Here is a 13091-nt window from a genome sequence, read left to right as displayed (position 1 = left end):
GCGGTGCGGCCTGACAGGTCGTTACCAATCCTGCACGTCCGCGCAGTTGACGCATCAACCCCTGCCTGCCATCGCTTCGGGTACGAACGGATCAGCCTTCATCGTGCCGCCGTACGACAAGGTACGGTACTCGTACACGATCCGCTCAGCGGCCAATCGGAAACCCTCACCCTGCAGGGCCTGGCGCAGCGGTGGACCGGGCAACTGCTGGTCTTGCAGCCTGCGCGCGCGGCCCTCGGCAACCTCGCCCGGTTCGATTTCAGCTGGTTCATTCCCGCGCTCGTGGAGCACCGCAGGTGGCTGTGTCAGGTGCTGGTCGCCGCGTTTGCCTTGCAGCTCTTAGCGTTGATGTCGCCGCTGTTTTTCCAGGCGGTCATGGACAAGGTCCTGTTGCACCGCAACCTGCACACGCTGGACGTGCTGGTCATCGCCTGCCTGACCGTCGCGCTGCTCGAAAGCGCGCTCAACGCCATCCGCACCTACACCCTCGAACATACGGCGGCGCGTATCGACGCCAAGCTGGGTAGCCAGCTGTACCGTCATCTGTTGGCCCTACCGCTGTCTTACTTTCAGGCACGGCAGTGCGGGCACCTGGTCGCCCGCTTGGGTGAGGTCGAGACGCTGCGGCAGTTTCTCAGTGCACACACCCTCAGCGCACTGATCGATACCTTGTTCTTCGCGGTCTTCGCTGCTGCTCTGTTTCTGTTGAGTCCGGTGCTGGCCTGGGTCGTGCTAGGTTCGCTTCCCTTGTACCTGGGGCTGGCGCTGGGGCTCACGCCTCATCTGCGCCGAAGGCTGGAGGCGCAAGCGGTGCAGGGTGCTACCCAGCACGCCTTCCTGCTGGAAACCCTGCGCGGCATGGACACTGTGAAAACGCTGGCCGCCGAGCCGCAGTTCAAGCGGCGCTGGGCCAGGCTGCAGGCCAGCACGGTCTTCGCCGGGCTTCGGGCTGGCAACACGTCGGTCTTGATGCAGGAGGCGTCGGTCTGATCGGCAAGCTGACGACTGCCACCGTGCTGGGCCTGGGGGCGTGGCTGGTGATCCAGTCTAGCCTGACCCTGGGACAACTGGTCGCCTTCAACCTGCTCGCTACGCGCATTGCCCAACCCGTGCAGCGGCTCGCGCACCTGTGGGTGCATCTGCAGCAAGCCGGAATCGCCATGCATCGGTTGGCCGATGTGCTCGATGCACCTCGGGAAGACAACGATCCCGCCTGCCGGCCGATGCCCGACATCCTCGGGCGAATCGAGTTTCGCACGGTCTGCTTTCGTTATGCGCCCGGCCAGCCTCTCGTTCTGGACCGATTCAACCTCGTCATCCAGCCAGGCGAGGTCGTCGGCATCCGCGGGCCCTCGGGGTGTGGCAAGAGCACTCTGGCGCTTCTGTTGCAAAAGCTCCACGTCCCAGAGCAGGGTCAGGTGCTGATCGATGACATCGATCTGGCGACCGTGCACCCGCTTTCGCTGAGGCAGCAGGTGGGTGTCGTCACGCAGGACGCAGTACTGCTCCACGGCACAGTGCGAGAAAACATCGCCATCACCGATCCCGGTGCCCCGTTCGACGACATCGTGGCGGCCGCACGCCTGGCGGGTGCCCACGACTTCATCCTCAAGCTGCCCCAGGGGTACGACACCGTGCTGTGCGAAGGCGGGGGCTCGTTGTCCGGCGGCCAGCGCCAACGGGTTGCCCTGGCCCGCACGCTGTTCGCCAATCCCAAGGTGCTGATCATGGATGAGGCCACCAGCGCACTGGACGCCGAGGCGGAGCGGCACATTCTCGAACACATGCCTGAGATCTGCCGGGGAAGGACCGTGCTGATCATCGCTCACCGCGCGCAAGCCTTGAAGAAAGCCGGACGAATCGTCGAGTTCACCAAGCAATGAGTGCGCTGCGCTGGCGATGGGGAAACGCAGCGTTTCGTTCTTGAGCAGCAAGATTGACTTTCAGGAGTGATCATTCAATGAAAAAGAAATGGGCTGTTGTGTTTCTCGTGGTGGTGTGTGGTGTGTCGGGTCTAATCTATGAGCACCACGCTCAGGGATCACCATCGGCGTCCCTGGCAACAGCGTCGATGATGGCCTCCGACGAGCCGGTCGAGGGGCAGAGCCTACTGTGCGCGATGATGAATACCCTGCTGTTTTCGTTTCCCAGATCGCTGTTCGAAGCTGAAGACGAAGTGGCCACTACGACGCGGGAGGTGCTATCGGCCCGCAAGCGCGCCCTCGCCGCAGCGTTTCGCAATGACGTGGCTCGAGCGTGCGTTCCTGCCTTTCGCCTGATCGGGTTCTATTCACGCGGTAAAACATGCGAGGTCACAGGCATGTTGCCCGTTCTGAGGCCGATCAGAAACACCTTTCCCCGGCAAAACCCCAGTTACTTATTGCCTCTCTCGAAAGAGCAGATTCTTCACGACCAGGCGTTGGCGCTTGATTATATCGATGTGCACGAGGGCCAAGAGCGATTGTATATGAACATGGCGTTGCCTGCCGGTTATGTCGTGGGGGCCTGCCGACACGACCTGGCCTCTCCACAGTGCATTTTTGATATGTACAGCCGGCAGGGGCACACATTCATGCAAGTCAATTTTGCAGCGCGCGACGTAGCGAACTGGAAGCGTCATTTTGAGGCCGTGGAGCGACAGGTAACGTGCGTTGACGTTGAAGAAAATCAAACGTCATCAGCCCGGCTGGTAACTGACGGTCACTCACGTTTGCGGAGGCATGCGTCATGGGTAAGTGTACGGTGACGAGAGTTGTCGTAATCGGGTTGTTTTTAAGTTGGGTGGCCTTGCAATTCACTCCAGTGGCAGTCAGGTCGATCGAAGCGTTACGTGGGAATGGCGCAAGCGCCCAGCCTGAGGAGCAATACACATGCGGGGTGTTTGGTGAGTGGATATACCGCTTTCCTTATTCGGTGTTTGGGGGGCTTGCTCAATATGTCGGCGATGATCCATGGGGAGAGGGATTGTCCAGTCGTAAGCACACATGCACGGACAAGCTTGTAAGCAGATTGTTTCGCTGGTGTTGGCCTGAGTTCAAGTTGGCCGAGTATCACACGGCTAACGCTGAAAAGTGTTTTGGTGTCGGTATGATGTTGGCGCCTGGGAAAGAAGAATATATAGAAAAAATTTTGGTGATCAAGAATTATTATCGGTTCGGAACTGGAAAAGAGGATGATTACGAAAAGTTCTTGGGTCTGAATTATTTTTATTCAAGGCCGATCGATTTGGAGCGGGTCTTTTGGGTGCGAAATCTAGACGGATTCTCTCTAGTAGTAGGGGTGTGCAACATTGAGGATAGAGTGCCGCATTGCACGTTCGAAGCGTATAGCAAAATTTTGGGAAGTCGGATAGAGATTAGGTTTCCGATGAGGTATTTGGATCACTGGAAAAGCTTTCTGCTCTCGAATGAAGAGAGTTTGAGGGTTTACAAGTATAAAAGGGTTGAGGGGTGAGAAATATGAGCATTACAAGGCAGGACTTCGAGACGGCCAAAGCATTGCTTGATGATCAAGGGCCAGCAGATTTTTATGCGTTTCTTGAGTCCAAGGGTTCTCGATATGCGACTTTAGCGAAAGGCGTTGTCAGTTATGAAGGTATTGCGGGCCGGGCTGCGGTAACATTCATGAAGGAACGCTATGCTGAGCAGTATGCAGAGGAAATGCCGCATGTGATCCTTGAGAGAGTGAGGCGATCAATGGCAAAATCCACACTTGACCTCTTCGAGAAAAGCATCGGCCAAGATAAATTTGAAATTAATGCAGGTCAGGCTATCGCTGTTCATGAAAGAGTGTTCTCAGCGGCAGGGCTCGATATAAGTTACTGGACCCTTGATACTTTTTTCAAAGCGACACCCGTTTCTGAGCATGAAGTGCTTTGGACTAGGGCCCTACAGCTCGCGGGTGACTTTACTGGAGAAATGCTGCTTTCTGGCTACGTACTCAGTGAATTGGCCGCCCACAGTCCATCAAACCCGGATGCTGACGTCTCCGGCTGGATCCGCCGAGTCGCCAGCCCCCGTATGATCCAGGCACTGTCTGACCCCATTCTGGACCAAGCGACCACATTGGCCCGAGACTCGCTCCAAGAACTGCTCAATACCGCCACGTACGTCGTTCCCGATCCAGAACTGGCTCTCTTCATCAAGAACAACCCACTCCCTAAAAACCGCACCCAAGGAGAAACCGAGGCCGCAGACTCGGTGCGCAACGGCTATGCCGTCTCCGAAGCCACTCACCAGATCCGCTTCGAGCGCGGCACCCTCGACAAGACCGATTTCATGTCCACGCAAATCGCCAGTCTGGCCACAGGCGGCGTTCGCCCTGGAGAAATCCAGCTGGACCCCAATGCCAAACCCAACGAATACCTGCAACAAGCCTACATCGACAAAGGCACTGCCTGCACACCGTCCGAGCGCCTTCAGAACAGCCTGCTCTTCAACAACCTGGGCGCCAATACCACCCATAACGTCTACGTGGACCCACTGCTGCTCGACTTGACCGGGCAGGGTGTGAAGATGACGTCCATCGTGGACGGCACGGTCTTCGACATCGACAACAGCGGTACCGTGAAGCGCACGGGTTGGATCGGTGTGGGCACGGGCCTGCTGGCGTTGGACGATGGCAGTGGCGCCATTCGGCATGGCGGGCAGTTGATCTCCGAGTATTTTGGCGGCAAGACAGGGGAGGCGGGCCAGCCCGGAGAGGCGAGGTTCCCGGATGCATTCGCCGCGCTCGCGTCTCTCGACAGCGATGCCGACGGGCGCATCACCGCGTCCGATGCGCAGTGGCCGCAGTTACGCGTGTGGACCGACGACAATCGCAACGGCAGCAGCGAAGCCGACGAACTCAAGACGCTCGATGCCTGGTCGATCTCGGAGATTGCGCTCGCGGCCACGCCCCAGAACACCACCCATGCCAGCGGCAATACCCTGCGTGCCACCGGTACGTTCGTCATCCATGGTCAGCAGCGCGAAGCCCAGGCCGTGAATTTCTTGAGCGATGCGGTCAGCCACCGTGTGCAGGCCGACGCTCAAGGGCAGCGTATCGAAAGCCGCGCGGGTGAAGTTACCCGGACCAGTTACACGACCCACGATGACAAGGGTGTCACTTTGGACGCCCAGGCCTTGGGCGTGCAGACCGTGCAAGGTGGGTTGGGCGACGACACGCTCAAGGCGGCCCCGGAGGGAAGCTGGCTGGTCGGTGGAGGCGGCCGCAATCGCTACGAGGGTGGTGCCGGGGATGATGTCTTCCTGATCAGCGCCAGCGACGATACGTCCCAGATCAGCGGCGGGGGTGGGCGTGACGCTGTCATCGTCGTGGGCGACCGGGGCCTGTCGCTCAACCTGGCCAAGGCGGGTGTGTTGATGGCGCAAGGCGGGCGTGGGCACGATGTGTTCATCGCCGGGGCCAATCACGGCGTGTTCATGAAGGGCGGCGCGGCGGGCAGCACCCTCATCGGTGGGGGCGGCGACGATGTGCTGGTCGGCGGGCAGGGCCGCAACATCATCGTCGGTGGCACGGGCAAGTCGGTCATTTATGCCGGGCCCGGCAATGACCTCATCTTCGCCTCGGCCCAGGGCAGCATCATCTACGCCGGGGCCGGGCAGGCGCTGATCAAGGGTCGTGACGGTGACGACGTCATCGAGGCAGGCAAGGGCGATGCCGTGATCGATGGCGGAGGTGGCGTCAACCTGGTGAGCCTGCATGGCGCGCATGGCGACTACGTCATCACGCCGACCGACACGGGCTACCGCCTGCAGGACACCGTTGCCGGACGCGATGGCACCCTGACCCTCACGCGTATCCAGAAACTCAATTTCGCCGACATTTCCGCGGTCAATCTGGGCGGTCCCCATGCCATGCCGGTGACCGACAGCGTGCGTACCGACGCCAGCGGCGCAGTACTGACCCGACGAGACGGTGCGCGGGTGATTGCGGCGGCAACCTTGCTGGGTAACGACCAACCGATGGGGAGTCAAGGCCCCTTGCGCCTCAGTGACGTCAGTGAAGCGATGGGCGGTACGGCCGTGCTCGATGAGCACGGCAACGTGGTCTTCACGCCAGACCCGCATGGCCAAGGCGCCATGGGGTTCAAATACGCATTGCTCGATGCTGCTGGCAACCCGGCCATGAACGTGGTGAGCCTGAAGACCGGCGAAGCGGCGCCGATGCGGGGTGAGGTGCACCTGCTGACCGACGAGGTACCGAGCGATCCGCTGGCCGCTCGACAGTGGTACCTGGCGGACATAGGCGTGTACCCGGTCTGGCAGCAGTACAGCGGTAAAGGGGTTCGCGTCGGCATCTTCGAGCCCGGTGGGGCGTTTTCGGTCGGGCCGGAAATCTTCGATCTCCAGCACCCGGACCTGGCGCCGAACGTCGACTCGGGCTGGCTGGCTTCTCAACGCAAGGAGGGGCTGTTGCCCTCGCAGTTCTCGAACCACGCCACCCAGGTGGCCGGCGTGATCGCAGCGGCCCGGAACGGGCTGGGCGCGGTCGGTGTCGCGCCTGAGGCTTCCCTGGCTGGGCATTACCTGGCCAACCAAGGCAACGACCTGCAGGGGCTGTCCAACACAGGCCACTACGATGTGGCCAACAACAGCTGGGGGTTCACCCACGATTTTGCACTGACCAACCTGACGGGTGGCCGTGTCACCACGGAAACCGCGCTGCTGCTCAACAACCAGTACGCTGCGCGCAATGGCCGCGGCGGTCTGGGTACCGTGATGGTCAATGCGGGTGGGAACGCACGGGCTGCCGGGGGAAGTGCGCAAGGTTCGCTGACCAGCAATCACCGCTACGGTATCCAGGTCGGAGCGATCAATGCCAAGGGCGATCTTTCCACGCTTCAGATCGAGGCGGCGCCCTTTTCCAACCCTGGCACCAGCTTGCTGGTATCGGCTCCAGGCAGCAACGTGTTGGCCACCAGCCGCAAGCTGGACACTGCGCGTGGGGCCGTATTTGGCAGCGACTATTCGGCGACCCAAGGCACCAGCTTCGCGGCGCCCATCGTCTCTGGCGTGGCGGCCTTGATGCTCGAAGCCAATCCGTCGCTGGGTTATCGCGACGTGCAGCACATCCTGGCGCTATCGGCAGCCTATGTAGCGGATGCCGCTACCACATGGACATACAACCATGCGCGTCACTGGAATGGCGGCGGCTTGCGCAAAAGTGACGACTATGGGTTCGGCAAAGTGGATGCACGCGCCGCGGTGCGGCTGGCAGAAAGCTGGACCGCCACCCGCACCCTGGTCAACGAAACCGAGGTCGGCGCTGCGGCCGTGTCCGTGGAATTGGTCATCGCCGCGGGCCAGACTGCGCGAGCTGAACATACACTGCCGGCAGGCGTGCGGATCGAGCATGTCGAAGTCGATGTGAATACCGAAGTCGGTCAATTGGGTGATCTGCAACTGCGCCTGATCTCACCGACCGGTACGCAAAGCCTGCTGCTCGACCGGGCTGGCAAAAAACGTTTCGGTGAAGGCGCAGGCGAGACCGATCGAGGCAGTGAGCGCAGCGGGGCCTTCAGTTACAGCTTCATGTCGACCCACCACTGGGGTGAGTACAGTCAGGGCTCGTGGACACTGGAGGCCAGCAGCGCCGACGGCGGCAAGCCCATCACGCTGCACAGCTGGGGATTGCGCGTCTATGGCGAGGCAGCCTCGGCCGACGACCAGTACGTCTACACCGACGCCTTCGCCAGCATCGCTCAAGAGCCGACACGCGCGGTGTTGGACGATGCCGTCAACGGCAGTGCGGGAGGCTTCAACACCCTCAATGCGGCGGCCATCTCTACCGATGTCAGGATCGATCTTCAAAGCGGTAGCGCTACGTTGGCAGGCCAGCCCTTGTCCATCGTTTCGCCTGGGGCATTCGGTCATCTGGTCAGCGGCGATGGCAATGATCACCTGATCGCGTCGGGGCAAGGCACCGTGCTCGAAGGAGGGCGAGGTGCGAATACGCTGACCGGCAGTGCAGGCCGAGATCTCTACGTGGTGCGTCAGCGTGCCGGTGGCCAGGACACCGTCCAGGGCTTCGAGGCAGCCAAAGGCGAGGTGATTGCCGTAACGGGCATGGGTATCGGCAGCTTCGCCGAGCTGACGCTGGCGCAGGAAGGCACCACGACGCGCGTTCAGTTGCCCGGCAACCAACGCATCGACCTGCTCGATACGCAAGCAGGCATGCTGTCAGCGGAACATTTTCGTTTCGATCGTCGTTTTACCTTGCCCGAAGGCTACTTCGACGGGGCTGCCACGATACCGCCTCAACCGACCGATTCACGGCCTGGCGAGGTCATCCTCAAAGGCGGTGCGAAAGGCGTGAGCATGGAGTTCGGTGCCGACGGGCGTACTCAGGCCCGCCTTAACGGGGTGGTCTATGAGCGCAACGGTGAAGGCCCAGCCATTTTCGTAGCGGCCAGACAGGAAGGGCAAACCGACCTGCGCAATGCCATCCGCGGTTTCAATCCGGCCATGGACAAACTCGATCTCGCACCCTTGGGCGTGACGCAATGGTCGCAGCTCAAGGTCGAGAAACAAGAGCGGATCGTCATCAATGGCCTGGCCTTGGCCAATGGCACTCGAATCACGACCTTGCCCAACGCAGCAGGAACCATCATCGACCTGATGTACATCGATGGCCTGGACCCGAACCTGCTTGGCCCGGAGCATTTCCTGTACGCACCGGCAGGGAGTGCGCTTTATCTACCTGACCCTCAGCCGGCAGCGGCGCAGCCCTTGTTCGGTGCACACACCCTGGCAGTGCCTGAGTTGGCCGAGGTGGGTGCGACAACGTCCTCATCCGCGGTCGCGTCGCTGACGCATGCCATGGCGGGTTTCGCGCCGGATGGCGCAGGCAGCCTGTTGGCGCCGTATGTCCCTCGACACACGGGGCATGAGCCACTGCTGGCGCACGCGGCCTGACACCTCTTTTACCCTTCAGCGCCGTCCCCACGAGGGCGGCGCGCTTCTCGGTCGTTTTTGATGGATATGTACACGTTTGCTCAGCGTCCAGCGGATCCTGCGCTCTGGGCATTGGCTCAGCTGGCTCGCCATTATCGCGTCGCGTGTTGTACGCAGGCGTTGGCCCACGAGTATGGGGAGAACGGTCAACCGTTGACCCTCGATCAGCTTCAGCATGCCGCACGTCGATTGGGGTTCGATACCCAGGTACGGCACGACTGTCGTCACCCTCACCGATTGCCGCTACCGGCCATTGGCTACGGGCGTGATCAGCGCCCTTATGTGGTCTGGCGACAGGTGCAGGGAAAACTGTGGATCCAGTACCTGGGCGACGACCAACCTTTCGCGGTCAGTCGCCTCGGCTTTTCCAGCAGAAGCAACGGCACCCTGTTGCTCTTGCGTCCCGTCACCTCGTCGCTCGTCACTTGCACTACGGGTTTCCGATGGTGTTGGCCCATTGTGCGCAAGTACACAAGGACACTGACACGCGTATTGCTGGCGGGTGTATGCCTGCTGGCCTTTTCGCTCATCACGCCTGTGTTCTTTCAAGTGGTGATGGACCACGTGCTGGTACACCGCAGCCTCCCTACCCTGGTCGTCATGATCTCGGGGTTGGTCGCGGTCATGCTGTTCGAGACGGTGTTCAGCGCGGTGCGGCATGCCGTGTTCGCCCACCCTTTGGCCCGGCTGGATGCAGAGCTCAAGGCGGCATTGTTCGGGCACTTGCTGTCGGTGTCGCCGCATTTTTTCAGCGAGCGTCCTCTGGGTGAAATTGCCGCACGGATGCGCGAGCTCGACACGGTCCGCGACTTTCTCACGCACCACAGTCTGGCCGTGGTGTTGGACGGGTTGTTTTCCCTCGTCTTCCTGAGCGTCATGCTGATGTACAGCCCGGTCCTGACTGCAGTGGTCGCGGGTTCCTTGGTGATCTACGCGCTACTGGCACTGTGCTGGGGGCCGATCGTGCATCGTCACGCCGAGCGCGCACAGGTGCGTGCCGCAGCCAACGAAGCCTTTCTCGTGGAATCACTCAATGCGATACGCACCCTCAAAGGCATGGGGGCCGAGCGCTGGACTGCCGAGCAGTGGGATACACGACTGACCGAAGCGACGCTGGCGCAGCGGCGCCTCGGGTTATCGGCAGCGTTTGCCCAGGAGTCGATAGGCCTGACGGGCAAGCTGGCTGCGGCTGTCATACTGGGGTTGGGCGCGCAAGCCGTCATGGCGGGCGATCTCAGTATCGGCAGCTTCATCGCATTCAACCTGTTTGCCAGTCGTGTCGCCCAACCCGCGCTACGCCTGGGCCAAGTGTGGGCCTGTTACCAGCAGGCGCGGGTTGCCTTGCAGCGCTTGGGGGTGATCCTTCAACAGCCAGCCCAGGGGCGGCTTGCTGCGATGGCCTTGCCGCGCGTGTCTGGCCGGGTGGCAGTCGATTCCGTGTGCTTTCGCTATGCCGCTGATGGCCCGTTGATACTGGATCATGTCAGTTTCGAGGTCGAGCCTGGACAATGTATCGGCATCACCGGTACGTCTGGCTCGGGCAAAAGCACGCTGATCAAGCTGCTGTTAGGCTTCGCGTCACCCAGTAAGGGCACGCTACGGCTGGATGGACATGACCTGGCCATGGCCGACATGGCCAGTCTGCGTCGGCACATGGGTGTCGTCATGCAGCAACCCTTTCTGTTCAAAGGCACCGTCCATGACAACATTGCACTGGCGCGGCCAGGGGCGAGCCGGCATGACGTCATCGAGGCTGCTCGCCTGGCCGGCGCCCACACGTTCATCGAGCGCTTGCCGGGTGGCTATGAGACGCCGGTAGCCGAGTCAGGCAGCACTCTTTCCGGTGGGCAGCGCCAGCGTATCGCGATCGCCCGTGCCTTGGTGGCCAAGCCCTCCATCTTGCTGTTCGATGAGGCCACCAGCGCCTTGGATGAAGAGGCTCAGGCCGACTTCATGGCAGCCTTGCCCCGTATTCGCCATGACCGAACGCTCATCATGATCGCTCATCGGTTGGAGACCCTTCGCACGTGTGACCGCATCTTGGTGTTCGACGAAGGTCGGCTGATCGAGCAGGGCAGCCCAGCCGAACTGGCTGCCTTGCCCGAGGGGCATTATGCCCGGCTCCTGCGACTTCAGCAGGAGGACAGGGCATGAGCCGCTGGAGAGCCATGGTTCGACGCTATGTCACGGCCGTACGCGCAGCTTGGCGTCAGCGTCACGAGGCGCCTCGACAGTGTCCAGACGCAGAATGGCAATTCTTCGCGCCGGTGCTTGCACTTCAACAGCGTCCGCCCCACGTGTTTCCGCGTCTGCTACAAGGACTCATCGTCGGGGTCCTGTTCTTGGCGCTCGTGTGGTCCATCGTCGGCAAGATCGATGTGGTGGCGACGGCCCAGGGCAAGGTCGTGCCGAGTGGGCGCAGCAAAGTGATACAGCCCCGGGAAAGCGCTGTGATCAAGGCCATTCACGTTCAAGACGGTCAGTCGGTCATGGCGGGTGAGGTCGTGGTCGAACTCGAGGCGCGTGCAACCGCGGCCGATCTGGCACGGCTGGCGGCGGATCTGTTGTCGGCGCGTATCGACAGGGTCCGGGCCACGGCCATGATCGCCACCATCGAAAGCGACCGGCCGCCTGAGCTGCCTGCTGATCAGCTCGGCGAAGCCGACTTGACGAAGCGTCAGGCGGTCCAACGCTGGCTCGAAGGCCAGTATCTCGAGCTGCGCAGCCAGCTGGACCAGGCTACGGCCGAAATCAATCGCGCCGAACATGAGCTGGGTTCCATCGACGTGTCGATCCAGGCATTGCAGCATGCGCTGCCCATCGCTCAGGAACTGGTGGACGATTATGCCCGGCTTCTGGCGGATCAAGCGGTAGCCAAGCATCAGTACCTGCAACGCAAGCAGGAGCACCTGCAACAGCGGCGAGAGCTGGATCAGCTGCAGGCCAGGCGGCGCGAAGTGAAAGCTTCGCTCGACGTCGCCACGCATCGACGCACGAGTATCCGGGCGCAACAGCGCCGCAACATGCTCGACCTGCAGCAGGAAGCCGAGTCCCGGGCAGCCACACTCGAACAGGAAATGGACAAGGCGCGGCTGCGGCATGGGCAGCGCACGCTCAGGGCACCTGTCGATGGCACTGTGCAGCAACTGGCCGTGCACACGGTGGGCGGCGTGGTTACCGAGGCGCAGCCACTCATGGTGATCGTGCCCAAGGAACAGCCTGTCGAGGTGGAGGCTTTTCTCGCGAACAAGGATGTCGGTTTCGTGCAACCAGGCCAGCCGGCTCAGGTGAAGGTAGAGACATTCAGCTATACCCGCTACGGCCTGGCGCAAGGCATCGTCAGCAGCGTCTCCCACGATGCCATCGAGGACAGCCAGCGTGGGCTGGTCTATGCCGTGCGCATTCGCCTGGACAGTCCTTGGCTCGATGCTTCAGACGCAGCGCCGCTGTTACTGACGCCAGGCATGGCCGTCACCGCTGAAATCACCACGCGTCAACGTCGTCTGATCAGCTATTTCCTCACGCCACTGGAAGTCATGGCACGTGAAAGCTTTCATGAGCGTTAGGGCCGGGGTCAGGTCGGCCGACTCCACCTCGTGCAGCAGGTCCTTGCAGGCGCGCATGGCCTGCGGGCTGTTGAGCAGCAGGGTATCGATCCAGCCCTCGAGGCACTGCTCCAGCGCCTCCTGCGGGCAGGTGTCGGCGAACAGGCCCAGGGCGTGCCGCGTGCGCGTCGAACCGCTCGGCGGTCAAGGCATAGCGACGGGTCGCCCGCTCGCCGATCGCCTTGACCACGAAGGGGCTGATGACGGCCGGCACCAGACCGATGCACACCTGGAACACTGCAGAGGAAGGTACGTTCGTGGCTCGATCCAGCTGAACCAAAGTCGTCAGGACCGCTCCTTGCTCATTCGGGTCATGGCCGGAGTCGATGCTGCCATGGCACGTTTTCACGGGCAGGAAATACCTTCATCCTGGTGCCAGAATCTGAGGTTCACCTGGCGGTAACTGGCAGAACGGGCCGGTTCATGTGCCCAGGCGTTCGGCACACCTCGAACGCCTGCACGCCCGGCAAGGGCCGGGACGTGCAGGTAGTACGGCATGGCTGCAGGTCAGCGGCAACGGCACCTATAA

At 61.5% G+C, this 13091-nt stretch carries 8 protein-coding genes; all 8 read left to right on the top strand.

Translation table 11 applies throughout. The features are described 5' to 3' along the window. Positions 1 to 213 precede the first annotated feature (213 nt). The 8 genes from APT63_11535 to APT63_11500 all read left to right on the top strand — a co-directional run bounded on the left by APT63_11535 (position 214) and on the right by APT63_11500 (position 12965). A complete protein-coding gene (locus APT63_11535) occupies positions 214 to 990 on the top strand; it encodes a hypothetical protein (protein AMA46205.1) in 777 nt (258 codons plus the stop codon). Positions 991 to 1013: 23 nt separating this feature from the next. Beyond that, on the top strand, positions 1014 to 1883 hold the full coding sequence (locus APT63_11530; protein AMA46204.1) for a hypothetical protein: 870 nt from the start codon (positions 1014 to 1016) through the stop codon (positions 1881 to 1883). A 77-nt stretch (positions 1884 to 1960) separates the two neighbouring features. Then, positions 1961 to 2746 carry a hypothetical protein gene (locus APT63_11525; GenBank protein AMA46203.1) on the top strand — a complete coding sequence of 262 codons (786 nt, stop codon included), beginning with the start codon at positions 1961 to 1963 and terminating at the stop codon, positions 2744 to 2746. A gap of 293 nt (positions 2747 to 3039) precedes the next feature. Continuing rightward, complete coding sequence (locus APT63_11520; protein AMA46202.1) at positions 3040 to 3453, top strand: hypothetical protein; 414 nt, start codon at positions 3040 to 3042, stop codon at positions 3451 to 3453. A gap of 674 nt (positions 3454 to 4127) precedes the next feature. Then, a complete protein-coding gene (locus tag APT63_11515; protein ID AMA47868.1) occupies positions 4128 to 8918 on the top strand; it encodes a hypothetical protein in 4791 nt (1596 codons plus the stop codon). A gap of 531 nt (positions 8919 to 9449) precedes the next feature. Further along, positions 9450 to 11111, top strand: a complete 1662-nt coding sequence (locus tag APT63_11510) for a hypothetical protein (GenBank protein ID AMA46201.1) — start codon at positions 9450 to 9452, stop codon at positions 11109 to 11111. Next, positions 11108 to 12523 (top strand): hypothetical protein, encoded by a 1416-nt coding sequence (locus APT63_11505; protein AMA46200.1) that lies wholly within the window; start codon positions 11108 to 11110, stop codon positions 12521 to 12523. The genes APT63_11510 and APT63_11505 overlap by 4 nt, the downstream gene beginning before the upstream one ends. Then, a complete protein-coding gene (locus tag APT63_11500) occupies positions 12513 to 12965 on the top strand; it encodes a hypothetical protein (GenBank protein AMA46199.1) in 453 nt (150 codons plus the stop codon). Before APT63_11505 ends, APT63_11500 begins: the two co-directional genes overlap by 11 nt. The last annotated feature ends 126 nt before the right edge of the window (positions 12966 to 13091 follow it).

Origin of the sequence: Pseudomonas monteilii (assembly GCA_001534745.1) — a bacterium.
GTDB classification, from domain to species: Bacteria; Pseudomonadota; Gammaproteobacteria; order Pseudomonadales; family Pseudomonadaceae; genus Aquipseudomonas; species Aquipseudomonas alabamensis.
Note: the sequence above shows the minus strand (reverse complement) of the source record. Positions and strands in the feature narration are given on the sequence as shown.